At 51.2% G+C, this 26,563-nt stretch carries 25 protein-coding genes; 4 read left to right on the top strand and 21 right to left on the bottom strand.

Annotated elements, in window-relative coordinates:
• The first annotated feature begins 330 nt into the window (after nucleotides 1–330).
• Together EDM59_RS14125 and EDM59_RS14120 are read left to right on the top strand one after the other, a co-directional pair.
• Entirely contained in the window at nucleotides 331–1,929 is a 1,599-nt protein-coding gene (locus EDM59_RS14125) for an ATP-binding protein (protein WP_122924192.1), read from the top strand.
• 17 nt (nucleotides 1,930–1,946) lie between these two features.
• A complete protein-coding gene (locus tag EDM59_RS14120; protein ID WP_122924191.1) occupies nucleotides 1,947–2,654 on the top strand; it encodes a response regulator in 708 nt (235 codons plus the stop codon).
• A gap of 69 nt (nucleotides 2,655–2,723) precedes the next feature.
• Here EDM59_RS14120 and yedA read toward each other — a convergent pair whose 3' ends face one another.
• The 3 genes from yedA to EDM59_RS14105 all read right to left on the bottom strand — a co-directional run bounded on the left by yedA (nucleotide 2,724) and on the right by EDM59_RS14105 (nucleotide 4,968).
• Nucleotides 2,724–3,686: a drug/metabolite exporter YedA gene (gene yedA / locus EDM59_RS14115; protein WP_122924190.1), complete on the bottom strand. Its 963-nt coding sequence runs from the start codon at nucleotides 3,684–3,686 to the stop codon at nucleotides 2,724–2,726.
• A gap of 21 nt (nucleotides 3,687–3,707) precedes the next feature.
• Nucleotides 3,708–4,160, bottom strand: a complete 453-nt coding sequence (locus EDM59_RS14110) for an Lrp/AsnC family transcriptional regulator (protein WP_122924189.1) — start codon at nucleotides 4,158–4,160, stop codon at nucleotides 3,708–3,710.
• 250 nt (nucleotides 4,161–4,410) lie between these two features.
• Complete coding sequence (locus EDM59_RS14105; protein ID WP_122924188.1) at nucleotides 4,411–4,968, bottom strand: dihydrofolate reductase family protein; 558 nt, start codon at nucleotides 4,966–4,968, stop codon at nucleotides 4,411–4,413.
• Between the two features lie 196 nt (nucleotides 4,969–5,164).
• Here EDM59_RS14105 and EDM59_RS14100 point away from each other — a divergent pair, with 196 nt between their 5' ends.
• Nucleotides 5,165–5,818 (top strand): glycosyltransferase, encoded by a 654-nt coding sequence (locus EDM59_RS14100; RefSeq protein ID WP_183192919.1) that lies wholly within the window; start codon nucleotides 5,165–5,167, stop codon nucleotides 5,816–5,818.
• A gap of 193 nt (nucleotides 5,819–6,011) precedes the next feature.
• Here the strand turns inward: EDM59_RS14100 and ppsA are convergent, their stop codons facing one another.
• The 8 genes from ppsA to EDM59_RS14060 form a co-directional block, all read right to left on the bottom strand.
• Entirely contained in the window at nucleotides 6,012–8,627 is a 2,616-nt protein-coding gene (ppsA, locus tag EDM59_RS14095; protein WP_122924186.1) for a phosphoenolpyruvate synthase, read from the bottom strand.
• A 259-nt stretch (nucleotides 8,628–8,886) separates the two neighbouring features.
• The gene (locus EDM59_RS14090; RefSeq protein ID WP_122924185.1) at nucleotides 8,887–9,678 is read right to left on the bottom strand and encodes a class I SAM-dependent methyltransferase; all 792 of its coding nucleotides are present in this window, start codon (nucleotides 9,676–9,678) and stop codon (nucleotides 8,887–8,889) included.
• A 15-nt stretch (nucleotides 9,679–9,693) separates the two neighbouring features.
• Nucleotides 9,694–11,220 carry a tripartite tricarboxylate transporter permease gene (locus EDM59_RS14085; protein ID WP_122924184.1) on the bottom strand — a complete coding sequence of 509 codons (1,527 nt, stop codon included), beginning with the start codon at nucleotides 11,218–11,220 and terminating at the stop codon, nucleotides 9,694–9,696.
• Between the two features lie 14 nt (nucleotides 11,221–11,234).
• A complete protein-coding gene (locus EDM59_RS14080) occupies nucleotides 11,235–11,696 on the bottom strand; it encodes a tripartite tricarboxylate transporter TctB family protein (protein WP_092266292.1) in 462 nt (153 codons plus the stop codon).
• An 80-nt stretch (nucleotides 11,697–11,776) separates the two neighbouring features.
• Nucleotides 11,777–12,817, bottom strand: a complete 1,041-nt coding sequence (locus EDM59_RS14075) for a tripartite tricarboxylate transporter substrate binding protein (protein WP_122924183.1) — start codon at nucleotides 12,815–12,817, stop codon at nucleotides 11,777–11,779.
• Between the two features lie 198 nt (nucleotides 12,818–13,015).
• Nucleotides 13,016–14,239, bottom strand: coding sequence for an AbrB family transcriptional regulator (locus EDM59_RS14070; protein WP_122924182.1), 1,224 nt, complete (start codon nucleotides 14,237–14,239; stop codon nucleotides 13,016–13,018).
• A 69-nt stretch (nucleotides 14,240–14,308) separates the two neighbouring features.
• Entirely contained in the window at nucleotides 14,309–15,181 is an 873-nt protein-coding gene (locus EDM59_RS14065; protein ID WP_122924181.1) for a LysR family transcriptional regulator, read from the bottom strand.
• 3 nt (nucleotides 15,182–15,184) lie between these two features.
• Entirely contained in the window at nucleotides 15,185–15,886 is a 702-nt protein-coding gene (locus tag EDM59_RS14060) for a TerC family protein (protein ID WP_122924180.1), read from the bottom strand.
• 205 nt (nucleotides 15,887–16,091) lie between these two features.
• Here EDM59_RS14060 and EDM59_RS14055 point away from each other — a divergent pair, with 205 nt between their 5' ends.
• A complete protein-coding gene (locus EDM59_RS14055) occupies nucleotides 16,092–17,015 on the top strand; it encodes an ADP-ribosylglycohydrolase family protein (protein ID WP_122924179.1) in 924 nt (307 codons plus the stop codon).
• 57 nt (nucleotides 17,016–17,072) lie between these two features.
• Here the strand turns inward: EDM59_RS14055 and EDM59_RS14050 are convergent, their stop codons facing one another.
• The 10 genes from EDM59_RS14050 to EDM59_RS14005 all read right to left on the bottom strand — a co-directional run bounded on the left by EDM59_RS14050 (nucleotide 17,073) and on the right by EDM59_RS14005 (nucleotide 26,548).
• Complete coding sequence (locus EDM59_RS14050; protein WP_122924178.1) at nucleotides 17,073–17,381, bottom strand: hypothetical protein; 309 nt, start codon at nucleotides 17,379–17,381, stop codon at nucleotides 17,073–17,075.
• Between the two features lie 122 nt (nucleotides 17,382–17,503).
• Nucleotides 17,504–17,704 (bottom strand): cold-shock protein, encoded by a 201-nt coding sequence (locus tag EDM59_RS14045; RefSeq protein ID WP_092266299.1) that lies wholly within the window; start codon nucleotides 17,702–17,704, stop codon nucleotides 17,504–17,506.
• 256 nt (nucleotides 17,705–17,960) lie between these two features.
• Nucleotides 17,961–19,286 (bottom strand): MFS transporter, encoded by a 1,326-nt coding sequence (locus EDM59_RS14040; RefSeq protein ID WP_122924177.1) that lies wholly within the window; start codon nucleotides 19,284–19,286, stop codon nucleotides 17,961–17,963.
• A 154-nt stretch (nucleotides 19,287–19,440) separates the two neighbouring features.
• The gene (locus tag EDM59_RS14035) at nucleotides 19,441–21,600 is read right to left on the bottom strand and encodes an acetate--CoA ligase family protein (RefSeq protein ID WP_221176054.1); all 2,160 of its coding nucleotides are present in this window, start codon (nucleotides 21,598–21,600) and stop codon (nucleotides 19,441–19,443) included.
• A 37-nt stretch (nucleotides 21,601–21,637) separates the two neighbouring features.
• Nucleotides 21,638–22,036, bottom strand: coding sequence for a Zn-ribbon domain-containing OB-fold protein (locus EDM59_RS14030; RefSeq protein ID WP_092266301.1), 399 nt, complete (start codon nucleotides 22,034–22,036; stop codon nucleotides 21,638–21,640).
• Nucleotide 22,037: 1 nt separating this feature from the next.
• A complete protein-coding gene (locus EDM59_RS14025; protein ID WP_246011048.1) occupies nucleotides 22,038–23,189 on the bottom strand; it encodes an acetyl-CoA acetyltransferase in 1,152 nt (383 codons plus the stop codon).
• A gap of 9 nt (nucleotides 23,190–23,198) precedes the next feature.
• Nucleotides 23,199–24,443: an MFS transporter gene (locus EDM59_RS14020; protein ID WP_122924175.1), complete on the bottom strand. Its 1,245-nt coding sequence runs from the start codon at nucleotides 24,441–24,443 to the stop codon at nucleotides 23,199–23,201.
• A gap of 28 nt (nucleotides 24,444–24,471) precedes the next feature.
• Nucleotides 24,472–24,897 carry a MaoC/PaaZ C-terminal domain-containing protein gene (locus EDM59_RS14015; protein ID WP_122924174.1) on the bottom strand — a complete coding sequence of 142 codons (426 nt, stop codon included), beginning with the start codon at nucleotides 24,895–24,897 and terminating at the stop codon, nucleotides 24,472–24,474.
• A gap of 27 nt (nucleotides 24,898–24,924) precedes the next feature.
• On the bottom strand, nucleotides 24,925–25,347 hold the full coding sequence (locus tag EDM59_RS14010; RefSeq protein WP_122924173.1) for a MaoC family dehydratase N-terminal domain-containing protein: 423 nt from the start codon (nucleotides 25,345–25,347) through the stop codon (nucleotides 24,925–24,927).
• 34 nt (nucleotides 25,348–25,381) lie between these two features.
• The gene (locus EDM59_RS14005) at nucleotides 25,382–26,548 is read right to left on the bottom strand and encodes an acyl-CoA dehydrogenase family protein (protein WP_122924172.1); all 1,167 of its coding nucleotides are present in this window, start codon (nucleotides 26,546–26,548) and stop codon (nucleotides 25,382–25,384) included.
• Nucleotides 26,549–26,563 lie beyond the last annotated feature (15 nt).

Here is a 26,563-nt window from a genome sequence, read left to right as displayed (position 1 = left end):
TTCATTTGTTGTTCATGTTTTGTTCAAATTTTTATTGAAAATTTGTCAAAAGTTTTTTCGCAAAGCTATTGGGGACTGTCTTGTTACATTTTTCCTTTGTGTCACAAATGTGAAGGGCCCTTTATTTCACCATAAATGGACGAATGGCTCTTGTCCCGAAAACGCGTAAGGACGGCCTTACTAGACAGTTTGTCTCTTTCGCGAGTGCGCTATACCGAAAAAGCAGCATGGGATCAAAACAAGAGGCCGTCCACATGACCATATTGTTATATAATATAGGTAAGTAAACGGTTTCATGCTTCCGGATCTGTCATCAAAGGTGGTTTGCCCATGGCTTTCGCTCGCAAAAAAACAAGGGTCAGCCTCTTGACCCAAATGGTCCTGCTCATCTCTATTGTCGTCCTCATCAGCATGGGAATCGGGACCGCTCTCTTTTCCTTCATTTTAGATGACATTCTGGATCGCTACATCGGACAGCAGGCTATGACGGTTGCCAAAATGGCCGCTATGGATGACGACATTATCGCTGCATTTGAGAAAGAAGATCCCTCGCGATGGATCCAGCCCCTCGCGGAAACGATCCGGACCACGACAGGCGCCAGCTATGTGGTCATCGGGAACAAGGAAGGCATCCGCTACTCCCACTACGATCCAGACCAAATCGGATTACCCATGGGAACGAGCAATGATCCTGTCTTTATCGAAAACCGCTCCGTCATCTATCGCGGATCAGGTATTTCCGGCCCTGCGATCAAGGCAAAAACCCCTATTGTCAACAGCAAAGGGGAAACCATCGGCGTCTCATCCGTCGGCTTTATCATGAGTGACGTCGAAAAACGGGTGGCGGAATACAAAGAAAGAGTCGTGGCCTTCTCCATGCTGCTTCTCGTCGTAGGAATCGTTGGCGCGATTATCATCGCCCGGCGCGTGAAGCGATTGATTTTTGGACTGGAGCCGGAAGAGATCTCCTTTTTATTCACGGAAAAAACAGCGATTCTCGAATCCATCCGGGACGCTACGGTCGCTGTCGATATGCAGGGCCGTGTCGTGTCTATGAATAAACGCGCCCGTGCTCTCCTGCAGGAAGATTTGACGCTGGGCAAACCCATCTCCAGCCCGCAAATTCGGGACATCATTCACACCATCAATCGAAATACACAGGATATGAATCAGAAAATCTTGCTGGGACACGAGATCTTTATTACGGATTACTCTCCCATATTGAGCAATAACGAGGTCAGAGGTGTCGTCTTCACTTTCCGTCCGGAGTCCGAAATCGAACAGCTTACGGAGGAAATTACGAAAATCAGCTCGTTCTCCGACAATATGCGTTCGCAAAATCACGAATATTTGAATCGTTTAAACACCATTTACGGGCTGCTCAAGCTCAAGGAATATGACAAAGCTTTGGAGATGATCACGGATGAAGTGAAAGAGAGACAGGATATTCTCGCCTTTCTCATGAGTTCGGTACAGGAGCCGTTCATCGCCGCCTGTCTGCTCGGGAAAATCAACCGCTCCAAAGAACTGAAGGTGTCATTGGAAATCGATCAGGAAAGCCATCTCGGAAATGTTCCCGCGCCGATCGATCCCAAAATCCTTGTCACCATACTCGGCAATGTGATCGACAATGCGATGGAGGCTGCGCTTGCAAAAAACTGCTCCGATGCCATGGTACACGTCTCCTTTACCGATTTGGGACAGGACATTATTTTTGATATCGAGGACAACGGCCCTGGCGTTCCTGCCGATATGGAGTCCCGCATCTTTGAAAGCGGTGTTACTACAAAGCCAGGCGAAAATCGCGGGCTGGGCCTCGCCCTTGTCAAAAATTCGCTCGTACATTTGGGCGGTCATATTGTGATCGAAAAAAGTGATCTGGGAGGGGCTCGCTTCTCCATCGTCGTACCCAAACAGAGAGAGGAATGAAAAAGGGGGTATCTACCATGTCTGATCAACCTATTACCGTCATGATCGTAGAAGATGACGAAGTAGCGGCCAAAATCTATGAGCAATTCACGCTCAAGCTGGAAGGATTCCAGATCATCGCCACGGCCACTACTGGAAAGCAGGCGTTGGACATGCTCCACGTCGTCACTCCTGATATGCTTCTCTTGGACATTTTCTTACCGGATATGAACGGCATCGACCTTTTGCGGGAAGTTCGAAAGCATTTTCGCGGTATTGATGTCATCATGATTACAGCCGCGAATGACGTGGAAACGGTCCGTGAGGCAATACGAGGCGGAGCGTACAGCTATATCATTAAGCCGATTATGATCGATAAATTCATGTCGACTCTGGCGCAGTATGCGAGTACCCGAAGCCAGCTTCAGCAGCATACCACCATGGATCAAATGGCCGTCGACAAGCTGTTTACCAAAGCTTCCATCGCGCCAGCTGCCCGAACAGCCGAGAACGTCACCACGCTCCCGAAAGGAATCGATAAGCTGACGCTCAAGCTCATTCGCGACAAGATGCAGGTGACGGCGCACAGCGTCAATGCGGATGATTTGGCGGCACTCGCTGGCATGAGTCATTCGACTGTGCGTAGATATCTGGAATTTCTGGTTTCTATCAATGAGGTTACCGTGGAGACATTTTACGGAACGGTCGGTCGACCGGAGCGAAAGTATCGTTGGGCAGGTGCGTAGGAGGGGTGTACGGGCAGTCTCCCTTTGTGACTGCCCATACATGAGATTTTTTCTTCGATTTTCTTTCTGTTATCTAGCCTGAAGCTTTCCTTCCTCTTTTCTGGCAGCCGTTTGATTCTGCCGGGCGCCTTTGCCGCGAAAAATCGTGATTATCGCAACCGCCGCGATAATCAACGCCGCCGCGACCCACGACTGGGTAGACAACTGCTCATCCGCCAGCAGCCAGCCTAAAAATACGGCGACGATCGGATTCACAAAAGCATAGGTGGACACAAGCGAAGGCTCTGCGTTTTTAAGCAGCCAAATATACGCCGTATAGGCGAGGATCGAGCCAAATACGATTAAATACCCGAGGGCGACCCAGGAACGAAGGGATATTTGCGTAACGTGCAGCTTCGTCCAGTCGTCGAGAAACAGGGATGCTACGCTAAGCAGAATTCCCCCTACAATCATTTGCAGGGCCGTCGACATCAAAGGAGATGCGGGGAGCTTTGCCGTACGGGAATACAGGGACCCAAACGACCAGCTGATCGAGGCCGCGAGCAGCACGATAATTCCAATGGTATCGGCCCCTTTCCCCTCCGAGCCACCGGGATGGACCACCAAAACCGCAACGCCCGCGAGCCCAACCAGGATTCCTGCCATCACTCCACCCGATGGTTTTTGTCTGCTCCCCCCTGCCCAGTTGAGCACCAGAATCCAAAGCGGGACTGTCGCCACCAGTAAGGAAGCGATGGCAGAGGGCAGTCTTAGCTCCGCCCATGCGACGACGCCATTGCCTCCGAGAAGCAGAAGCGCCCCCACAATACCCGCCCCTTTCCATTCGGCAGCACTTGGCAGCTCGGCTCCCTTCAAACGACTGAACAGGAAGAGAAACACACCAGCCAAAGTGAACCTCACCCCTGCCATAATAAAGGGCGGAATCGATTCAATGGCAATTTTCATGCCGAGATAAGTGCCTCCCCAAAATAAGTAAACGGTCAGCAAAGCGATCGTAATGGCAAAAAGCTTCGTATCCTTTTTTCCTGTCATCGCCTATTTCCACCCTTGCTTTCAAATTTCTTTCCACCCATCCTCATACAAGGTCGACAAGATGAAGGTCGTCGAGGTCTCCAATACTTCATCATGTTTGACCATTTCATCAATCAGATTCGTGAGATCCTCCGGTGCATTCACGCGCACCTTCAGCATCATGCACCACTCCCCTGCAAGTCTCTGGCATTCCACGATCTTGACGTTCGGCACCTGCAGCTCCACGATCTTCCCTGCCAGTTCCTTGAAGTTTTGACATCTCGCTTTCACAAAGATCAGCACCTTGATTTTTTGCTCCAGCAGTCTCCAGTCAATGATGCTGCGATATCCTTTGATCACTCCATTCTTCTCAAGCTTGCTGACCCGCTGATGGACAGCCGGACGAGAAATGTGCAAGATCTTGCTGATTTCCTCATGAGACAGTCTTCCGTTTTCCTCGAGCAGCTCCAAAATCCTCAGATCCACGTCATCCATCGCTGATCCCTCCTGTGGAAATAGTAGCACAATTCCGTCATAAAGAAACCATTCGTAATCGTCAGCCTCAAAACTCAAACGAATCGTAAAAAACAAGCAAGATTTCAAATAAAAACGTCAAATTCTGCATTGAATTTCCGCTTGATGATTACGGATCGTTCGCAGTCATTTGTACAAATAGGACGCCCCTCTACGCAATAGAACAGCGGCTGCCTAAGACCTGGTGACACTGTCTTAGACAACCGCTGTCTTACTCTTTTCCATCCCATTGATAAATGAGCTGCACCACGCCAGAGGAGAACGTTCTGGCTTCAACCTGCTTGAATTTCAACCTCTTTTTGATATCCATAAACAACGGTTTGCCTTCTCCCAAAACAACCGGGTGAACAGACAATCTGAATTCATCTACAAGGCCTAGGCTGATAAAGCTTGAAATGAGGCTCGATCCACCGTACAGCCAAATGTCTTTGCCCGGCTTGTTCTTTATTTTATTGACCTTTTCAAGAATGGGATCGTTTATAAAAATGGCTCTATCCCCAGTCCCTTTTTGCGTCCTGGAAAACACGTATTTCTCCTTGCTATGAACGACTCTCCACATTTCTTTTTCCATATCGGAATGTGTCTGTTCCGGATAATATTGTCCCCATAGCTCATAGCTTTTTCTGCCATAGAAAATCGTATCAATTTGATGCAAGAACGATAGAAACCCCATCTCCTCGTCCATCATGCACCAATCCACTTCTCCATTTTTTCCTTCAATAAAACCATCTAACGTAACGGCTACATCCAAAATGATTTTCCGTGCCATGGTCGATTCCCCTTTTCGTTGAGCTACCACCCATTCTAGCCATCCCAATATGCCAGCTTGTGTCATATTAACAACGGAAAGGGTAACAATCGTCTCCCCATTCCTTCCCGATCCGCTCTGCATAGAAACGGATATTTCACCCAAAATAAAACAGCCTGACCTGATTTATTCCAAACGCACAGAGGAGCAGATGAATTTGAAAAACAAATGGATGCTTGCTTTGCTGTTAGCCTTGGCGCTCGTGTTTAGCATGATGCCAGCGGGTGGATCCGCGCTAGCCAAGGAGGGTGGACAGAAGGATTCGGCCTGTCTTAGTCCCCAAATGGTCCAACTGAAAAGTGATATGCAGAAGGCGTGGATCGACCATACGATCTGGACGAGAAGCTATATTGTCAGCGCCATGTCGAATCGTCCAGATGCGAAGGACGTATTGGATCGGCTTTTGCAGAATCAACAGGACATCGGGAATCTGATCAAGCCTTATTACGGGGAAGAAGCCGGGAATAAGCTGGCTGAGCTTTTGAGAGAGCACATTCAGATCGCAGGGAAAATTGTCGCAGCTGCCAAAACGGGCAATCAGGCGGATCTGAAAAAGCTCGACGCCGATTGGCATAGAAATGCTGACGATATCGCCAAATTTTTAAGCGCAGCGAACCCGAACTGGCCGTTTCAAACCATGCAGGATATGCTTTATGCGCATCTTCAATTGATCACTGAAATTGTCCTTGCCTGTCTCAAAGGGGATTGGAAGGCTGATATTGCGGCAACTGACAAAAACGAGATCCATATGATTCATTTAGCCGACATTCTGACAGAAGGCATTGTCAAACAGTTTCCGGAAAAATTTTAAACGAATCCATAGACACGGCAAAGCGGACTCGCCCGCGGCATCGTTTCTCCACGCTCGTTCAACAAGCAAAAGTCCTTGATCAGAGACGATCAAGGACTTTCTTTTTTGCCGCATACAGCGGAACTTCAGTTCGTTTGATGACGGTTCGATCGCTGGATGATTGACAACGATTCTGGCGTGATGGATTCTGCCTTTACAATAGTTCGATGTACCCTTCCGTTCCATGCACACGAATTCGCTGTCCGTCTTTTATCAGCCTGGTCGCATTCTCCACGCCGACAACTGCGGGCAAGCCATATTCTCGTGCGATCACCGCTCCATGGGTCATCAGCCCACCGACTTCGGTGACGAGACCTTTTATGGATACAAACAATGGTGTCCAGCCGGGATCGGTAAAGGTGGTGACCAATATATCTCCCTCCTCTAGATTAGCGTCTTCCATGCGTAAGATGACACGTGCGCGTCCCTCTATTACTCCGGAAGAAACAGGTAGACCTGCAATCGCTTTGTCCGGGAGATTTTCCCTTTTGTACGCACCTGTAATGATTTCCCCATCAGACGTGATGACACGTGGCGGAGTTAGTATTTCAAAAAACTTGTAATCGTCTTTTCGTTTGCTGATCATCCGATCATCCAGCTCGTTTGTGCGTACCACCTCGTGAAGTTCATCAAAAGAAAGATAGTAGATATCCTCTCTTTCATGAATCACGCCAGCTTTGACCAGCTGTTCCGCTTCCTTTAGCAAAGCCTGCTTATAAACCAAGTAGCGATGAATCATGCCGTATTTGGGATACTCTCTATACCCGATAAAATTCCGGATTCGGTCGATCATTTGTTTGGTTTCTTCCGCTTTTTGCTCCCCATCCGGTAATGTCCTCAATCGCTCTAACCATTCTTGTTCTTTTTCCAACGCTTCCTGTCGCCCTTGCTCAAACTTTTGTTTGCCCGCATTCGGCTCAAAGTTTTTGATGTTGCTTAGAATCAGGGGGACAAGTGTCAGTGGTTTTTCGATCCAACGTGTTCTCGTTATATCGATTTCTCCGGCACAGCGCATTCCGTATTGCTGAAGATAGGAAGAGATCGCGTCTCGAGCTTTCTGTCCACCCTCAAATTCAGCCAGTGCCTCCAAAAAGCGATCGGATTTGCCATGCTGCAAAAAAGCAATGACTTCCGGAAAAGGACGAATCACATCTGCGACATCCATTAACGCCAGACCCATTTCCGAAGTAATATTGTTTGGCACGGATTGAGAAAGCGTATCCGCTGCGTTTTTTTCACCTAACCATTCGTACAGGTTTTCGTTAACCCATGCTGAAGCGTTCATAGCAGTCATAAACACAGCCGTACTTTGGGGATCAAATAAAATCTTCTTTAATTGCTCGATATCTTCTCGGATAAAATCAAGCAAGTCCGGCCCTGATTTCGCTTGGATGCTGCGCTTTAGCTCTTCGATCGAGGCTTGACTGCGCTTCATCAAATCAGCGACGATGGCGGGATCGCTTTCGATTGGTATTTGGGGACCCACAGGCGGCATCCCTTTCTGACTTTTACCAGGCACCGGTGCTTTTTTATCATCTGGCAACGCTTGTATAAAATCTTCTCGCCCGATGATGGTCGTAAGCGCGTCCTTTAAGAGTGGATCGGATTTTCCTAGAGTATCCACCATGACTTGCCTGCTGTCAGGGGAAGCCAGCATATTGGTAATATCGACGAACAATCTTCCCCCAGCTGTTCGCATAGGCGCACGAGTCGTTAACAGGAAAAAAGACAAGCCCAGTGGCTTTATGGGGTCGGTCATCATTTGCTGATGGCCAACAGAAATATAGACGTGATTTTCTTGATCGTTCACCTCGGGGATGGGGTACAACGTCGTGATTGGCCGACTCTGGACGATAGAAAAAGTGTCATCAGCCAAGCACCATTCGATATCTTGCGGGCTGCCAAAAGAAGCTTCAATCTGCCTTCCAATACGAGCCAGCTGTAAAATCTGTTGATCCGATAAAGTTTGCGTCTTTTGCAGAGCTGGATCGATCTCTTGTGTCACTGTCCCGCCTTCTTTTCGCCCGTAGATCGCCAGTTTTTTGGCTGCAATCCTCCGTTCGACGACTTCTCCCTCCAGTACTTTATAGCAATCGGCAGATACCACCCCAGAGACCAATGCTTCTCCAAGTCCAAAGCTGGCATCGATGGATAGCAGCTTCCGGTTGGACGTGATCGGATCAGCGGTAAATAAAATTCCAGATACCTGTGGGAAAACCATTCTTTGTACGATCACGGATAAAGAAACTTGACGGTGGTCAAATCCATTTTGCATCCGGTAAATGACCGCGCGTTCCGTAAACAGGGAAGCCCAGCATTTGCGAATATGCTCCAAAATGGCTTCGACGCCGATGACATTTAAATAGGTGTCTTGTTGACCCGCAAAAGAGGCATACGGCAAATCTTCCGCGGTCGCGCTAGATCGAATGGCATACGCGTGTTCTTCTCCAAGCTGGGTGAGATAATGAGCTACGGCCTCCGCGACATCCGCTGGAATTTCTACTTCCCTAAGGATTTGTCGAATCTTCCGGCTGATTTCATCAATTTGCTCTCGCTCTTCTCCTTTTAGCATCGCTAGTTGATCCAACAAGGCACGGTACGTCTCGTTATGTGCGATGGCCTTTTGAAATCCCACTGTTGTCACGCAAAATCCTTCTGGTACGTGGATTCCTTGCATTTTTGCCAATTCCCCTAAATGCAGCCCTTTTCCGCCAACGAGCAGCAGCTGGTCTTTGTGTATTTCCTGAAAACCGAGAGCCAAAGCACTCATTCCATATCTCCCCTAACCATTCAATTGAGAAAAAGCATTTGACATGAGATTGCCGGCATGATACAATTAAAATGTAAGATGGGATAACTATTGTAAATTTAACAAAACAGTCGTATTTCGATTATAGCATCGTGCCTGTTTTTACGCTATAGAAAAGAACCTGGTAAAGCTGTCCAGGTTCTTTTTTGATTTTCGTTGTCACTCGGCACAGCAAAAAGCCCCCACCGTAGGGCTAACAGGTAGGGACTTCTTGCTTTTTTCATCTTTCTGTTGGCGGCTTTTCAAACAGGGCCATCCATTCATCCACCGAAATGGATACGACCTCCTCGCCTGCCTTTTGCACTGCAAAGTAGGTTTGGACCTCTGCCTTCGCCTCGGTAATATGAGCCGTGACCTGAGCTACCTGTTCTTCTGACTCCGTCGTTCGTCTCACCCACGTCGCATACGGAAAGGTCTTTTTGCGAATACGGGACTGGCCTTCTGCAAGACCTGCCTGCTCGATCCACTCCCGCCATTCCGAGCGAGAATAGCTGCGTACATGACTGGTATCCCGCAGCTTCTCCAGCGTGTTCACAAAACGATCCAGCTCTTCCTCCTCCGGCGCGATGTTGTCAATCAGCACGAACTTGCCACCCGGCCTCAGGACACGTGCGACTTCCTGGACAAATGCCTGGGGATTGGGGAAGTGATGAGCGGCAATTCGGCAGCCGACCGCATCGAAGGTCTCGTCGAGAAACGGGAGTGCCTCTGCGTCCGCTACGACATAAAAGACATTGCTGCAGTGCACTTTTAGATGATTCCGAGCTGCCGCTAGCATTGGCCCGGTCAAATCCGTCGCAAAGACCTGACCTACATGCGGAGCGATTTTCTTGGTGAGATGCCCCCCACCTGTCGCCACGTCGAGAAAGACCCAATCAGACGACGGATTCAGCCAAGGCGCCAGCAGGGAGAGATCGTCTCCCGTCGCGTGTGTCTGGCTGGTCACATACTTTTCGGCATTGGCACCGAACTGCTGTTTGACTTCCTCTTTGATCTTTTTGTCATCTCGCATGCGTTTCACGCTCCTTTACCCTTCTACGTTCACCACTACTTTTTTCCCTCGCATTTTCATGATCAACGGAACCGAGATCCACAGAACCGCGATAATCAGGAAGACCAGAGATACTGGCTTTTCAATAAAGATGGAGAAGTCTCCGTTTGAAGTCGTCAGTGCGCGGCGCAGGTTGTTTTCAATCATTGGCCCAAGTACCAAGCCCAAAACAAGCGGTGCCATTGGGAAATCATTTTTCGCCAGGAAGTACCCGACTACCCCACAGATTAGCAGCAGCACGAGATCAAATACCGAGACACGTACCGCGTACACACCGAAAATGGAGATTGCCACAATCATCGGGATCAAATACTTCGGCGGTGTCTCAATCAGCTTGGCAAAAACTTTGACGAGAGGCATGTTGAGAATCAGCAGCATCAGGTTACCGATAAACATACTCGCGATCAAGCCCCACGCGATGGTCGGATGCTCGTCAAACAGCAGGGGACCTGGCTGCACGTTGTACATGATCAGGGCACCCATCAGCACGGCGGTCGTCCCTGTTCCCGGAATCCCCAAGGTCAAAAGGGGAATCATGGCTCCACCCGAAGCAGCATTGTTGGCTGACTCAGGAGCGGCCACACCCGCGATTGCCCCTTTTCCGAACTTCTCCGGATTTTTACTGATTTTCTTTTCCAGCAGGTATGCGAGGAACGACGCCAGTGTCGCGCCTGATCCAGGAACAATTCCTTTAAAGAAACCAACCAACGAACCGCGGATGATCGGCCCTGCACTTTCTTTCAAATCCTCTTTGGTAGGCAAAATGCGAGAGATTTTGGCGATCTCCCCTTCGTTCGCATCGCGCTCCAGTATCGTTTTGAAAACCTCACCGAGAGCAAATACCCCCACCGCAATGGTCAAAAATTCCAGACCGGAATAAAGCTCGGGCATGTCAAAGGTAAAGCGTGCCACACCAGATACATTGTCCATGCCGATCGTCGCGAGCAAAAGTCCGAATACGGTCATGATCAAGGCTTTGGTGACTGACTTTCCTGCCAATCCGCTCAAGGCGCACAGCCCGAGGATCATCAGGGAAAACTCATCGGCAGGACTGAGCTTGAGCGCGACATTTGATAATGGCTCTGCCAAGAATACCAGACCGACAAGCGAGACAATCCCTGCTACGAACGAACCAATCGCAGCGATCGCCAGGGCGACTCCCGCCCGTCCCTGCTTGGCCATCGGGTATCCGTCCAATACGGTAACAACTGAGGATGACTCACCTGGCGTATTCAACAGAATCGAAGTCGTGGAGCCTCCGTACATCGCCCCGTAATAAACACCCGCCAGCAAAATGATCGCGCTGGTCGCAGCCTCCTCTGGCGGTAGTCCGCCTGTTAGGGACGCCGTTACGGGAATCAGCAGCGCGACGCCGCTAATCGGTCCGATCCCTGGCAACACGCCTACTACCGTCCCGATCAGTACACCGACAAACGCAAAGATGATATTTTGCCATTGCAGGGCTGTAGCAAAGCCATTTAATAAGTAATGAAACGCATCCATTTGTCATCCACCTCCTAAAAGCCTAACCATGCTGGTAAACCGGGCAAGCTGCCATCGAGAACATTGACGTACAAGAAGTAGATACCAAAGGAAAACGCGCCGGAAATAAGCAGTGTCGAGAGCCATTTTCCCTTTGACATGGTCTGGAAGCCAACCAGCAAAAAGAGGAAGGTGCTCACCACATATCCGATTTCCTCCAACAGCAAGACGTATAAAAGTGCCGCAACGAGTATGATGAGAAATCGTTTGTAATCGAGCGCAGGTCCCTGCTTTTTCTCCTCTTGCTTGTATTTGAATGTTTCGTAAAACAAGCGCAGACTCAGCAAAACCAAAAGAGCTCCGAGGCCGAGCGGAAAGATATTCGGCCCGACATTGCTTCCGTACGCACTCGCGGAAATGTTTTGGCTGCCAATCAAAAATGCCGCTCCCAAGACGAGAAACAACAGGCTGGCGTAGCGATCAAATGTTTTGCTCACGTGCTCCTCCCCTTCTCATAAAAATTTAGGAATGGAGGAGGAGAAGAATCGCTTCTTCTCCGTCTCCGCTCTCCCTTTGTTTATTTCGCCATATTGAGCAGGCCCAGGATTTCCTTGAACATTTTTTCTTGTTCGCCCAAATAAGTCTTGAAGTCTGCCCCGTTTTTGTAACCGTCATCCCAGCCGTTTGTTTCCAGCTCCGTTTTCCACTCAGGCGTTTGCGTCATGGCTTTCAGCTTCTCTTCCCAGTACGCTACTGCATCCGGCGTCATATCTTTTGGTCCAAACACGCCGCGCCAGTTGATCAATTCGGTGTCATACCCCGCTTCTTTATAGGTCGGGATGTCCTTGAATGTGCCTTTCAGCCGCTCTGGAGAAGAAACGCCCAAGATTTTTACTTTCCCGGATTTTACGTACTCACCAGCACCCGATACATCGGTAGCGAGTACGTCTGCATTTCCGCCCAAAAGCGCTGCGATCGCCTCTCCACCACCGTCGTAAGAGATGTATTTTACCGATTTCGGATCGATGCCCGCTTTCACCGCCGGCATCAGGAAAGTCAAGTGATCGAGCGAGCCTGGAGCAGAGCCTCCTGCCACGGTTACCTTTGTCGGATCGGCCTTAATCGCATCCATCAGGGATTTCAGATCGTTGAAAGGAGAGCCGGCTGCCACAACGATGGCGCCATAGTCCTTCGTCAGCAGAGCCAACGGTGTCATATCATTGTAGGAATGAGGGCTGTTCCCTTCCTTTTTCAGGTTGTTGATGATAATCGGTGTAGAAGGAAGCAGCAGCTTGTAATTGTTTTTCTTGTCCTGCGTCACGAAGTCTGCCAATCCCACTGCCTGACCGCCACCTGGCTTGTTTTCGACGGTGATCGTCTTCTCTACCAGCTTGCTTGCTGACATGACCTTTGCAACGGATCTCGCTGTTTTATCCAACCCTCCGCCTGCACCCGATGGAGCCGAGATGACAATCGGTTTTTCCGGATAAGTCGAACCGGCCTTTCCGCCACCTGCTGCGGTTTGCCCACCTCCGCCGCCACAGGCTGCCAGGCTCAGTGCCATCGCTGTCGTCAGAAGTACGCCGCTCCACTTCTTCCATTTCTTTGTTTGATTCATCTGTATATCCCCCTTTGTTGATAGCGTTTTCAACTAAGGAGATCATAGCACCCTATGAAAGCGCTTCCTAGTTTGTTCGGATTTTTTGGATAAACCCTATTTTTATGATTATTTTCATATTTTTCACGCGAAACAGACCTGCTTCTCCATCTCGGGAGAACACAGGTCTAGCTGTTGAAAAAGGACTTCATTCTTGCGTCATGCACTCGTTTCTTGAGGCACCCCTCCTTCGCGGCGGCGGCGGTTGATCCATGTACGCACCCCGAAGGAAAACAATGTGAGCACAAACAGCACGCGAAACAGCTGAAAGGCTGTGACCAAGAGCGGGTCTGCCCCAAGGGTCAAGGCAGTCAAACTCATCTCTGCAATTCCGCCTGGCGCAGAAGCCAAAATCATGGTGATTGCCTCCGTCCCCATCCCATACGAGATGCCTACTGCCAGAGCGATTACCATCACGAACAGAAGAACGGAATGCATGAGGCCGAGCAGAAAGAAGCGGCGGCTGCGGGCGATGTCCTCTCGCTTGAAGCCAAGACCGATCCCGACTCCGATCAACACCTGAGCTCCTTTCACCAGAAAACCTGCCAGGGCTGGATGCCCGGTGGCAAGTGGCGTGTTCAGCATCACGACAGTGGTGAGCATCAGCGCTCCGAGCAGAAATGGGGCAGGAAACGAGCAGCGGGAGGCAATCCACGCCCCACCTATTCCCACGACGAGGATCAGCAGCGTCTTTCCGAATCCCAGCACCTGATCAGGCACAGCTGCCTGCATCGCGGCATGATGCGGCAGCCACGTAACGAGGAAAGGGGTGCAAAGCACGATGATGACAGCGCGAATCGAGTGAAAAATGGAGATGATCTGCTGGTTCCCCCCAACCGTCTTACCGATCGTCACCATTTCGGATAAGCCTCCCGGGACGTTGCTGAAAATGGCGGTTATGCCGTCAACCTTGCCCACTTTCCAAAAGATCCAGGCATTGATAAGGCTGATCAAGACAGTCAGGATGGTGGCGATCAGCATCAAACCGATATGACCCGTCATGGCCTCCCAGATTTCGGGTGTCATGCGCAAGCCAAGCGATATGCCGATCACGATCAAGCCTGCTTGGCGAGACCACTTTGGAATCCACAGGTTTCGAACACCGAGAAACGTACCTACAACCGTAGTAATCAAAGCTCCGAGCAACCACGGAAGCGGACTGTGAATCGCAGTAAACAGCAAGCCTCCCAGTGCTCCAAGCAGCAATGTAAACGTTGCGCGCAGCAGCATAGACGTTTCCCCTTTGGCGATCTGACGTGAAGTGCGGTTCTTTGGTGAAGTACCCCTAGTGTAGTTCAGCCGCTCCCGCAAAAAAAATACAAAATGGTTATCGGCAGCGATTCCTTGGGTGAATGATGGCGGGCTGTTGTGGTCTATTCCCATCCGATGATACAAAAAAACCTGCTGCCTCCAGCATGACTTCCATGCGGATGCAGCAGGTCTTCTTTTCTTTTACTGAGGGACTTCTATATCGATCTGTTCCATGAATTGTACAAAAGCTTTGACCATCTGCAGATCTAGCGCGTCCTCATGATAGAACATCCACGTCTTTCGCTTGATCGGATCGCCTGCTGCGCTCGTCAGTCCGATCATGTACAGATCGTCTTTGCCGCTCAGAACTACCCGGGGCAAAATGGCGTAGCCCAGTCCGCTCGCTACCATTTCGCTGCACGTATCCGCCTTGTCGACCTCCATGCCGATCTGCGGCGGCTGGGAAAAATTCTCGGTCCACCAGCCGTCAACCAGTGCTCGCAGCATGGGATCTGTCTCGTAGTCAATTCTCGGCAGATTAGGCAGTTCTTCTATCTGGATCGGTTCCCGGGAGACAACACAGACGGCTTCTTCAAACAGCAGCAGCTTTTTGTCCGTCCAATTGTAATTCCCCCGGACGAAGCCCACGTGGACATCTTGGTTGTACACGCTTTTGTAGACATCTTTACTCCAGCCGGTGATGACTTTGTAATCGATGTTCGGGTATGCTTCTTTAAACCTCTTCAAAATCATCGGGAGCTTGTAGCGCGCGAAGTAATTGGAAACCCCCAGCCTCAGTGTTCCGTTTACCTCGTTCCCCATGTTTAACACGTTTTCCTTGATATTGCGCAGCCGCAGCAGCATCTCATCTGCGCATTTTGCCAGATATTCGCCTTGGGGCGTAAATTGCACCCCTCTGCTCCCACGCTGCACGATCTGCACCCCAAAATCTTTTTCGATCTGGCGCAATCGTTTCGTCAGAGCAGGCTGGGAAATATACAACGCCTCTGCTGTTTTCGTGATATTCTGCTCACGAAACAAGGTTTGCAGGATGTGCCAGTCGCGATATTCCATGTATTACAACGTCTCCGCGTGATCTTGTCCGACCTGATTGGCTTTTTCCTTTTCCGCTTTGCGCTTGAGGTAGTTCCCCACTGCGATGACAACCAATGCCAAGGCAACTGGCAAAATGATGTGCAGGGCAGGCAAGGTCTCTTCGATAAATCCACCGACCAGCTTGTCTCCTACGATCATCTCGCCCGCCGTATATCCGAGCAATGCCGCTCCGAGCAGTACGATAATCGGAAAACGGTTCATCAGCTTCATCAAAAGCTGGCTTCCCCAAATGATCAGCGGAATACTGATGGCCAGACCGATCAGCACCAGCAGCATGTTGCCGTTGGCTGCACCCGCCACCGCGATGACGTTGTCCAGGCTCATGATCAGGTCTGCGAAAATAATGGTTTTCAGCGCTTCCATCATGTTCGCACCACCGCCGATGTGACTGTCCTCATCCTCACCTTTCAGCAGCTTGACTGCAATCCAGATGAGCAAGAGTCCGCCAACCACCTGTACCAGTGGAATTTTCAACAGATAGATAGCGATAAAGGTCAGAATGACACGAAGTCCGATAGCCCCAAAGCTTCCCCAGAAGACTGCCTTCTTTTGCAGCTCCGGGCTCAAGTTTCGACAGGCAAGAGCGATCACAACCGCGTTATCGCCACTCAGTACGATGTTTACAATAATGATTTGCAAAAGACTTAGTAAAAACTCTGTCATGATTGCTCCCTCCTAAAAATGTAACGGTACTGTCAATAATAGACCTTTCTCTATTAATGTGCAGTAGTAATTTAATTACTTGCATAAATTTTATGGGAAGAAGCCCAGATTCGTCTTGGTACCTCAGACGCAAAAAGCACCATAACTTTTTTGCTGCGCCCAGCGTCTAACTAGGAGAAAAGCAGATAGAATACGAGGTGAGATCATGGAGAAATATACAGGAAGCCTGCTGGGACTTGCGATCGGGGATGCTCTCGGAGCCACTGTTGAGTTCTGTAAACCCGGTACGTTTGAACCAGTTCGGGAAATTGTGGGTGGAGGCGTTCACAAGCTTGAGCCGGGAGAGTGGACAGATAATACTTCTATGGCGCTCTGCTTGGCGGAAAGTTTATTGCAGGCAAACGGGTTCGACCCGGCGGATCAAATGAACCGGTATGTCAAATGGTTCCGCGAAGGCTATTTAAGCAGCAAGGACCACTGCTTTGATATCGGCAATGCAACCCGGGATGCCCTCCTCTCCTTTGAAAAAACAGGGCGTCCCTACGCCGGTTCAACGGATCCTTGGTCTGCCGGAAACGGCTCGATCATGAGGCTAGCGCCGGTCCCGCTGTTTTATGCAGAGGACCCTGCTCTCGCCTTGGAAATGTGCGCTCGCAGTTCAGCTACGACCCACGCTGCGAAAAATGCCGTAGACGCCTGTGTCTACTTCGGTGGATTGCTTTTAGGTGCCCTTCGGGGAGAGGAAAAAGAAAGGCTTCTCGCAGATTTTTACTCACCGATCGAGAATGGCTCCTTCTTTGAAGAGATGACACCGGAGCTATCTGCTGTCGCCCGTGGTTCCTATAAACGCAAAGACGCCTCTCTCATAAAAGGGAGTGGCTACGTCGTGGAATCACTCGAAGCTGCATTGTGGGCGTTTCATCACAGCAGCTCTTTTGAGGAGGGGCTCTTGCTCGCCGTAAATCTAGGAGATGATGCCGATACCACGGGTGCTGTTTACGGTCAGTTGGCAGGTGCTTATTATGGCATGGAGGGATTGCCGTCAAGAATGTGCGCGATCATTAAACATCGAAAGCTCATCGAAGCCATTGCCCTAGAGCTATTTCAGAACAGGTATCAGGCATCTTAAATCGCTAAGATGCCTCTCCGGGTCACGAAGCGGAAGACTGTAGTCTCCGCTTTTTACCTACACGGACTTCATATACCGATACATCGCGTAATCTGTGCGTACCTTCCGAATCGCTAACCAGACCGGCAAACCTCGCGCGACCCAGCGCAGTGCGGACAGGATATTTTGTTCGTCTTCGAACTGTTCGACGATGACCACTGTTTTTTCATTGATATACTGCTGAAGCTCGTCCCAGCCCATTTCGGAGTAGGCATCCCGCCCGTACGTTTTCAGGTCCAGAAAGTCCTGGCGCTTCGGTTCTTGGATTTGCATGAGACGTCGGATGGCTCTCGCGCAGTCGGGGTGGATAGGATGATGAGATGACATGCGTTTTTTCCCTTCTTTCCTTTATGACGGTACGATCCTCAAATGAAAGGGTCGCTTTTTTGAAATCGAGAATAAAAAAAAGCAACTGCCCATAAGAACAGTTGCTAATTTCTATCATTAGACTACAGTTTTACAACATTCTCAGCTTGTGGGCCACGTTGACCTTGAGTAATGTTGAATTCAACACGCTGACCTTCATCCAAAGATTTGAAACCATCGCCTGTGATTGCGGAGAAGTGAACGAATACATCGTCTCCACCTTCAACTGAAATGAATCCAAAGCCTTTTTCAGCGTTGAACCATTTAACTGTACCTGTTGTCATCAATAAAAACCTCCAAATTTCAAGTGAGCCATATGTGCCGCATAAGCACTATTACTCTAACAACTACTATAACACATTTCATTTAACTATGATAGAAATATAAAAATATATCGTGCGCAAATCTGTTTCCAATTTTATTTCACTGTTTAGCCTCTTCAAGCGATTCGTAAACGAAAGACGGTTGGGGAGAGAAAAAGAAAAGCTTAGTACCCTATTGGCACTAAGCTTTTCCCCTCTCTAGCCACCAGCAAACAGGCTACTGAACAGTCGTGATGGGTTTATGTTCCACTTTCTTACGGAGCCATGGTCCTTTTCCAGCAAACAGGCATGGGATGTAAATGATGACTCCCACTCCCACCGCGATCCACAGCCAGGAATCCCAGCCGGAAGCAGCCACGACCAGAGGAGCGATCAAGGTAGTCAAAATGCCCATCATTTTGGATACGAGCCCAAACACCGCCCACGCAGAGGATTGCAGGGAAGGGTTGACGTCCTCTGCATTTTCCGAAAACAGGGCACACCATGGACCATAAGCGATACCAATCAGACCACCGAGAATGGAAGTATAGATCATCATGGCACCATCGGACACCTCTTTGCCAAACAGCGAGAGGAAGAACAGCATATAGAGGGCAAACAGAATAGCTCCTGTCAGCGATACGATTTTTCGCAGCTGCAGTCGGTCAGAGACCCAGCCTGCGATAAGCAGTGTCAGCAGGTTAAACAGCCAGAAATACTTGGCGATGGATGCCGCCGCATGTGGTTCATAGCCGAAAGCATCTACCAGCATTTTCGGGCCGAATGATGCGATCGTCAAATAGGTGAGCAAAAAGAAGGAAACACCGATGCTGAGCATCCAGATGTGAGGAATCCCCAAAATATCGCGCATCTTCGGTTTGACGACAGTCTTCTTGTCTTCTGACGCTTTTTTGTTTAGCTCCACCTCATTTTCAATAACATGGGCGCGAAGCTTCGGAGACAAGTCACGAATATTAAACATGATGACGATCGCCGAAACGGTCGCAACGGTTCCTCCTATAATAAACTGCGACTGCCACGACTGATAGATGGGCAGTGTCCATCCTGCCATTGCTGCTGCGAAAAAGTTGGAGCCCACTGGCCCAAACGTCCAAAATCCAAAGGCGAGTGCACGGCCGAGGCGTGGCGAGAAGTCACGCACCAAGCCTGCCGTCGTTCCCAGGGCCAAACCATCGACGAATGCGAGCAAAATACGCAGGAGTAAAAGTCCCGAGAGCGAGCTGACGAGAGCCATGCAAAAGACGCAAACAGCGGTGAGGAACAAGCCCGGAACCAAAAAGCGGACGCGGCCGTATTTGTCTGACAGAGGGGCAACGATCAAGCCCGAGATGGCGGAGGCAATGACGGAAATCGCAGAGACGACACCGTACTGGGCGAGCGTAATGTTCAAATCATTCAACAGGAGCGGCAGCACCGGTGCGATCTGAGCTTCGTAGGATGCGATAAAATTAGCGAGAATAGCGATAAACAATAACCAGATCCTTTTTCCTCCGACTGGATATTCCGTGAGTTCCCGGGACAATAATCCCGTGCTTTTTGGCATTTTTCGTCGCCTCCTTTAGTGGTAAAGCGCTTACAAATCCAAAGAATAAGAGCAAACTCAAACGAAACGCACCGAGTCACTAGCGTTGCATTTGGTAGGTGATGGCGTCCAGCAGACCTTGCCTCAGATCTTGCTGAACGCCGCGAAAGGAATGTTATTGGGAGACGACTCTATCCGTTTGTTTCCACTTCATCAAGGCATCGAGCGCCTCGACTTGCCCGCCATTTACCCAGAGTGGATTGATTTCCAGCTCCTGCAGACTTTGTTTTGCAGAAAAAGCAAGCTGACTCACTTTGTAGATCGCATCCGTTACCTTCTCCAGATCGGCAGCGACTCTGCCGCGCGTTCCTTTCAGCAAAGGAATGCCGCGCAGCTCTTCTAGCATCACTCTGATCTCATCACGCTCAACCGGCAGCACACGCAGGCTGGTGTCCTTGAACACCTCGACGAAAACGCCGCCTATTCCTACCGCCAGTACCAAGCCCCACAGCGGGTCATTGACAATCCCCACCAAAAGCTCCGTTCCCGGCGGCCGCATCGGGCTTATGAGCATCCCTTCGATTCGACTGCCTGGTGCTCGTTTTTGTACGTTCTCTAAGATCTCCTGATAGGCATCCGCTACCTCTGCCGCGGAAGCAAGTCCCAGCTTCACGCCGCCAATATCGCTTTTATGCGCGATATCCTCGGATTGGATTTTCATCGCTACCGGGTAGCCTACCTTTTCAGCTGCCGAGAGGGCTTCCTCCAGCTTCGTCGCGAGCAAGCCAGGAACGACCGGTACGCCGTGCTCCTCCAAAAACTTGCGCGCCTGGTATTCGGACCATTCGCCGCCTGATACATCTACAGCCAACGGGGCCACAGGATGCGCCTTGTTTGCCGCCGCCGCTTTCGTCGCCCGATATTTCTCGTTCCACCAGACCGCTTTCCCTAGTGCGGTAAGTCCGTGCTCCATCCCCCCCACGAAATGGAGACCGTACTTGTCGGCCACCTTCTGTCCGAACGGAGTCATCTCCAGTGAGGTGTTCATCACGAGAATGATTGGACACGCGGCGTTATTCACGATTTTGGACAGCTCTTCGTACTGCTCGTAGACGGGGGCGACGTCCTCCGGCTCTACCCTGGGCGGGTCTACCAATGAGATGATGAAATCCAGCTCAGGGTCCTGCGAGACTGCCGCCAAGGCCCGCCGCATCAAGGTTCTGTCCACAACGACGTATCCCGTCACATCGAGCGGATTGTGCACGGTGGAAAAGCTTGGGACGATCTCCTTGAGCGCTTGCACCGTTTGCGGCGAGAACTCCGGCAGCTCGATCTTCTCATCTGCAGAGCGATCTGACAAAATATCGCAGGCCCCTCCAGAAGGTGTTACGACGCCCATTCTTCGTCCAAACAGCGGCGGTGTGTAACCTAATAGCCCTGCTGTCGTGAGCAGATCCTCCAGAGAGTTGACGCGAATGACGCCGAGCTGACGGAACGCCGCGTCATTGACCGCGTCATCCCCGACCAGTGCACCGGTATGTGCCATCGCGGTATGTGCGCTTTTTTCACTGCGTCCGATCTTCAGCGCAACGACAGGTTTGCCGTACTGCAGCGCTTTTTTGGCTACCCGCGCAAACTCTTCAGGCTGCCGGATCGACTCCAGGAACAGGGCAATGACCTTTGTCGACTCATCCTCGATCAAATAATCGATAATATCCGTCGCCGAAATCATCGTCTCGTTGCCCATCGCTACGAGGAAGCTCAGCCCCACATTGCGTACCTGCGCCAGTGTCATAATCGAGCTGGCCAACGCGCCGCTCTGCAGAACCACACCGACCGGCCCTGCCTTGAGCGGCGGCGTGATCGGCAATCCATACGGCGTCAGGCTCGAGGTAACGTTGACGAACCCGTTGCCGTTTGGTCCCAGAATCAGCTGATCATGCTCTTTGGCAAAGGCGAGCAGCTCCTGCTCCAGCTTTTGTCCCGCTTCCCCCAGCTCACTAAAGCCAGCCGTCAAGAGGACCAGATTGCGGATTTTTTTCTCTGCCGCTTCCTTCATCACCTGCATGATGTGACTGGAAGGGACCATGACGTAAGCCAAATCAATCGAGTCCTCAATATCTAGCAGGGAGTGATACGCTTTTTGCCCGTGCACGACATCCCGATTGGGGTTAACACAGTAGATTTCACCACTAAAATTCATAATCTTCAGATTTTTATAGGTGAAAACCGACCACATGGACTTGTCTGTTGCCCCGATCAGCGCTACATTGCGCGGATGGAAAAACTCCCGCAAACGTTCGGGGGATACGGCTACTTTTGCCTTTCCACTCAATACCGACACCTCCAGTTCAATTCAACCTGCTTTGTAGCTAGACTAGCTTGAAATAAGGCAGAGTGAGATCATCGTCCACTTTCTCGAAGGTGACCGTAACCGGTTTACCGATGGCAATGTCCTCCCGATTTCCGGTGATCCGCGTCATCATTCGCACGCCCTCTGCTAGCTCAACGATCGCCACTACATAGGGAGCCTGATCAGCAAACGGACCAAACGCTCGATGAACAACGGTATAGCTGTAGATTTTTCCCTGTCCGCTCGCCTGTGTCCATGAGATCTGATCGGAAAAGCAGTGTGGACATAAGAGCCGCGGATAAAAAATGTGCTTGCTGCAATCATCGCAATGCTGGATCATGAGCTCGTGGTTGTTCAAGCCATCCCAATACGGCTTGGAATCGCTGTCGACCACCGGCTTTGGAATTTGGCCCGCCATATTAATCCCTCCCCAGAATAACCGTTGATGTGGATGAGAGGACGCCGCCTGTACCGTTGACCAAAGCAAGCTTGGCATCTGGCACCTGACGCTCTCCGCTTTCCCCCCGAAGCTGGCGGGCCGCTTCGATCAGCAAAAAGATCCCGTACATGCCTGGATGGGTATAGGAAAGCCCTCCGCCGTTGGTATTCATCGGGAACGCCCCGCCTGGTGCGGTTCGCTGACCGCTGACAAACGCCCCGCCCTCACCTGGCTTGCAGAAGCCGAGCGCTTCCAAGGTGAGCAGTACGGTGATGGTAAACGAATCGTAAATTTCTGCCACATCGATCTCATCATGCGTCACTCCCGCCATCTCAAAGGCGCGGCGACCGGATTCACGCGCTCCTGTCATCGTCAAATCAGGCATGTTGGCAATGGAATTGTGGGTATGCGTCTCTCCGTGTCCGAGAATCCAGACCGGACGTTTTTTCGCCCGAGCCGCTGCCCGTGCAGACGCCACCACCACAGCCCCGCCGCCATCCGTCACCAGGCAGCAGTCCAGAAGATGCAGCGGCTCTGCAATCATCCGGGATTTCAGAACATCCTCGATCTCGATCGGCTCGCGCATCATCGCTTTTTCATTTTTCATTGCCCATTTGCGCGTAGCTACCGCGATCTCTGCCAGCTGCTCCGATGTCGTCCCGTACTGGTGCATGTGCCGCATGGCCGCCAGCGCATACGCCCCGACTGTCATGGGCAAGCCAAAGGATCGCTCATACTGCTCGGTGAGAGGAGCAAAAGGGACGGCAGCGCCCCGTGCAGGATTGGAGCGCTGGGTGCTGCCATAAGTGATCAGCGCTACATCGAACAGTCCTGCTCGAATCCCTGCCAAAGCATGCCCGACATGCGACTCAAATGAAGACCCGCCTATATTGGTTCCATCCGTAAATTTCGGCTTGATGCCCAAATATTCTCCCAGCATCAAATTGGGCGCCCATGCCCAGTTCCCCGCGGTAAAGAGTGCATCCACATCGTCTTTTGTGAAGCCAGCATCATCCAGCGCCGCTTTTGCCGCTTGTGCCTGCAGCTGCAGCACGTTTTTCCCTGGCACCAAACCTAGATCAGACTCGGCGACCCCCACAATCGCCGCTATACGCTCGGATTTCAAAACCACTCACCCCCACTAAACTGTTTTCTGAACGGTATTGGATTGCTGATGTGCAGACGTTTTCCTCTCCCGACGCGTCCAGAGCAGAAAGGCGCCGACCGTCAGAAGCAGCAGCCCACCGGAGAAGAAGAACGGACTGCTCGCATGCACCGAGAACAGCCATCCGGCAATCAACGGCCCTAGCGTACGTCCCAAGCTGCCTACTGTGTTGTAGGAACCAAAACCGCTGCCCTGCAATGCCGACGAGATTCGCAAGGAAATCCCGGTCGTAATCGAAGGAAAAGCAAGACCACGACAAAGAGAAAGGAGCGCTACTGCGCCAAATGCCCACACCAGCAATTGAGAGAGTCCCAGAAGAAAGAAGCCGACTGCTCCAAAGGAAAAGCCAATCACAATCGTCATCATGTCTCCGTAGCGGGTAAAGATACGGGCAAAGACGGTTGCCTGGGCAATCGCACTCACCCCTGCATTCATCATGAACGCCCAGCCCGCCATCGTCTGCGTCGACTGAAGCGGGCCTGTGATGTAGTAGGAAAGCGTTGAGGATATGCTCGCGTCCGCCAATGCGATGACAAACGATCCGAACAGAAGCGGCGCGATCATCCTGTTTTTCAGCAGTAAGCCTAATCGTTTTACCCCAGCCACCCATGCGTTTTCTTTGTTCACTTCCGGGCGGATCGCTTCCGAAGCCCCTTCCGCAGGCTTGCTCCCTCTCGGCAAAAAGCGCATCGCCAAAAGTCCGTTGAGAATCGAAAGCAATCCGACACTGGCAAAAGGCACCCCAATGCCAAAGATACTGAGAAACGCTCCAACCGGCGGCCCGAAAATAAAACCAATGCCATTGATCGAGCCCATATAGCCCAGTATTCGCGGCCGTTCCTCGGCACTGGTCAGCTCTGTCACCAATGCCATCGAAGACGGTGATACGGCTGATGCCATCATCCCTGCCAGGAACCGCAGGATCAGCAATACCGTAATATTGGGTGCCAGCGCCAAAAGTGCGGAGGACAAACCATAGCCGACGATGCCCATGATCAGGACAGGTCGACGTCCGAGCCTATCGCTTGCCGCGCCCCAGAGAAAGCTGGAGAATAAGGAGGCGACCGAAAAGACGGAGATCGCCAGCCCCATTTCCAGAGGAGTGGCACCCAAGTGTTTTGATAAAAAAGGCAAGGTGGGCAAGATTACCCCAAATCCCAAGCTCGTGAGAAACATGGTTGAGAGCAGGAGCCAAATGGAAGCCTTTCGCGTGAGATCCACCCTCTTTCATGCAAGACAGGAGGGATGGTCAGGCGGTCTGATAGTACGTAAGCGACGCTTCCCCGACTGTTAAGGCTTTTCCCTCTTCCCGTTCAATCCGAACCTCCAGGCCAACGGTACGCTCTGTCTCGTCCTTGGCTACCACCTTTGCATGGCAGGTCAGCACGTCTCCTGGAAATACCATTCCGGCAAAGCGCACCTTCAAGCGGCTCACAAACCCGTGCGTTCCCACGATCCCGGCAGCATGCTCTGCGAGAAAGCCCATGCTCAGCATGCCGTGGGCGATCACGCCAGGAAGGCCTACCTTGCGCGCCGTCTCGTCATCCGTATGAATCGGATTAAAGTCTCCGGAAGCTCCTGCGTATTTCACCAATTGCACTTTATCTATAGCCGTTTGAATCAATGGTTCCAGCTGCTGTCCTACCTCGATTTCGTCCCAGCGAATCGACTGCATGGACCTATCCTCCTTTCCTGACCAGCCTTACAGAATGATCGTGCTTCTTCCCGTGAATACCAGATTCCCATCCAAATCCTCGCCGCGAATTTCCGTTACCAGAAAGGTCATCGCCCCTAGTTTTCCTGCGCGCTCGTACACATCGACTACCTTGCTCGTGCAGCGCAGCGACTCTCCTGCGACGATCGGACGTACATAGCTATACTCCTGCTCGCCATGCAGCACGCGCGCCGCCTTGATTTGAAGATTGGGATTGGGTACACGGAATGTCGTCGGGAATGTCGGAGGTGCGACCAAGCTGGCAAAGCCGTGTTTTTTCGCAAATTCCTCATCCGTATAGAGAGGATTGGGGTCGCCAATCGCATTGGCAAACGTCCGGATTGCCCCTTTTTCGATCTCTACCACTTTCGACTCGCTTGTGCTGCCAATCACACTGCGATCAAGTACCAAAGAAGAGCCCTCCTTTCATAGAATCGATTCGGTTTTACAAGAGCTCGCCCACTTTCACATGGCCTTTGAGCAGGTTGCGGGAGATCGTCCGTTTTTGAATCTCATCCGTTCCTTCAAAAATGCGCCACAAGCGAGCTTCGCGGTACCAGCGCTCGATGGGCAGCTCCTTGGTGTAGCCCATACCGCCGTGAATTTGCAGCACGCGGTCCACGACCTGGTTCGCCATGACCGATCCGAACAGCTTGGCGATGGAGGATTGGTGACGGGCATCCATGCCGTTTTCCACCATCCATGCGGCGCGCAGCACGATCCATTTGGCTGCTTCGATCTCTACAGCAGAATCGGCGATCATCCATTGGATCGCTTGACGCTCCGCGATCGGTTTGCCAAAGGTAACACGCTGCTTGGAATAATCAATCCCCATTTGCAGCAAGCGTTCTGCCGCCCCTACTGCACGTGCTGGAATCGCCCAGCGCCCTTGACCAATCCATTTCATACTCAGGTTGAAGCCTTTGCCCAGCTCGCCCAAAATGTTTTCTTCCGGTACACGGACGTTTTCAAAGACGAGAGAGGCAGGTCCCCATTCGCCCATCGTCGGGATGTTTTCCGAGCGCCAGCCCATGTCACGGTCCACCAGGAAGCAGGTCACTCCGCCATCTGCGCCTTTTTCCTTGTCCGTTACCGCGAATACCATCACGAAGTCCGCTTCATTTCCGTTCGTGATGAATGTCTTTTCCCCATTCAGCACATACTCGTCGCCGTCCTTGACTGCCGTCATGCGAATGCTCCGTGCATCCGACCCCGCTCCTGGCTCTGTGATCGCAAAGCAGGAACGGCGCTCGCCATTAATCAATGGAATCAAATATTTTTTCTTTTGCTCCTCGTTGCAGTGATACAAAATGTTATCCGCACTCCCGCCGAAGTTGAAGGGGACGAAGGTTCGGCCCAGCTCCATGGTAATCAAGGCACTCATGATCGGACCGAGATTGGCTCCGCCGTATTCCTCAGGCGTATTGATTCCCCAGAAGCCCGCTGCTTTCGCTTTTTGCTGCAGCGCTTTCACTTCTTCACGGGAGATCCCTGGCTTGCCTTCCCGTTCGTTGCGCAGCACCTGCTGCTCATAGGGCATGACTTCCTTTTGTACGAAATCCCGTACCGTACGTTGTATCATGCGTTGTTCATCGGTTAATGTGAAATCCATCCTGCATTCCTCCTC

Origin of the sequence: Brevibacillus nitrificans (genome assembly GCF_003710965.1) — a bacterium.
Classification (GTDB): Bacteria; Bacillota; Bacilli; order Brevibacillales; family Brevibacillaceae; genus Brevibacillus; species Brevibacillus centrosporus.
Note: the sequence above shows the minus strand (reverse complement) of the source record. Positions and strands in the feature narration are given on the sequence as shown.

What these genes read in the sequence shown, in the direction of transcription:
- EDM59_RS14125 (WP_122924192.1), top strand. Translation starts at nt 331, where the DNA reads ATGGCTTTCGCTCGCAAAAAAACAAGGGTCAGCCTCTTGACCCAAATG.
- EDM59_RS14120 (WP_122924191.1), top strand. Translation starts at nt 1,947, where the DNA reads ATGTCTGATCAACCTATTACCGTCATGATCGTAGAAGATGACGAAGTA.
- yedA (WP_122924190.1), bottom strand. Translation starts at nt 3,686, where the DNA reads ATGACAGGAAAAAAGGATACGAAGCTTTTTGCCATTACGATCGCTTTG.
- EDM59_RS14110 (WP_122924189.1), bottom strand. Translation starts at nt 4,160, where the DNA reads ATGGATGACGTGGATCTGAGGATTTTGGAGCTGCTCGAGGAAAACGGA.
- EDM59_RS14105 (WP_122924188.1), bottom strand. Translation starts at nt 4,968, where the DNA reads ATGGCACGGAAAATCATTTTGGATGTAGCCGTTACGTTAGATGGTTTT.
- ppsA (WP_122924186.1), bottom strand. Translation starts at nt 8,627, where the DNA reads ATGAGTGCTTTGGCTCTCGGTTTTCAGGAAATACACAAAGACCAGCTG.
- EDM59_RS14090 (WP_122924185.1), bottom strand. Translation starts at nt 9,678, where the DNA reads ATGCGAGATGACAAAAAGATCAAAGAGGAAGTCAAACAGCAGTTCGGT.
- EDM59_RS14085 (WP_122924184.1), bottom strand. Translation starts at nt 11,220, where the DNA reads ATGGATGCGTTTCATTACTTATTAAATGGCTTTGCTACAGCCCTGCAA.
- EDM59_RS14075 (WP_122924183.1), bottom strand. Translation starts at nt 12,817, where the DNA reads ATGAATCAAACAAAGAAATGGAAGAAGTGGAGCGGCGTACTTCTGACG.
- EDM59_RS14070 (WP_122924182.1), bottom strand. Translation starts at nt 14,239, where the DNA reads ATGGGAATAGACCACAACAGCCCGCCATCATTCACCCAAGGAATCGCT.
- EDM59_RS14065 (WP_122924181.1), bottom strand. Translation starts at nt 15,181, where the DNA reads ATGGAATATCGCGACTGGCACATCCTGCAAACCTTGTTTCGTGAGCAG.
- EDM59_RS14060 (WP_122924180.1), bottom strand. Translation starts at nt 15,886, where the DNA reads ATGACAGAGTTTTTACTAAGTCTTTTGCAAATCATTATTGTAAACATC.
- EDM59_RS14055 (WP_122924179.1), top strand. Translation starts at nt 16,092, where the DNA reads ATGGAGAAATATACAGGAAGCCTGCTGGGACTTGCGATCGGGGATGCT.
- EDM59_RS14050 (WP_122924178.1), bottom strand. Translation starts at nt 17,381, where the DNA reads ATGTCATCTCATCATCCTATCCACCCCGACTGCGCGAGAGCCATCCGA.
- EDM59_RS14045 (WP_092266299.1), bottom strand. Translation starts at nt 17,704, where the DNA reads ATGACAACAGGTACAGTTAAATGGTTCAACGCTGAAAAAGGCTTTGGA.
- EDM59_RS14040 (WP_122924177.1), bottom strand. Translation starts at nt 19,286, where the DNA reads ATGCCAAAAAGCACGGGATTATTGTCCCGGGAACTCACGGAATATCCA.
- EDM59_RS14030 (WP_092266301.1), bottom strand. Translation starts at nt 22,036, where the DNA reads ATGGCGGGCCAAATTCCAAAGCCGGTGGTCGACAGCGATTCCAAGCCG.
- EDM59_RS14015 (WP_122924174.1), bottom strand. Translation starts at nt 24,897, where the DNA reads ATGCAGTCGATTCGCTGGGACGAAATCGAGGTAGGACAGCAGCTGGAA.
- EDM59_RS14005 (WP_122924172.1), bottom strand. Translation starts at nt 26,548, where the DNA reads ATGGATTTCACATTAACCGATGAACAACGCATGATACAACGTACGGTA.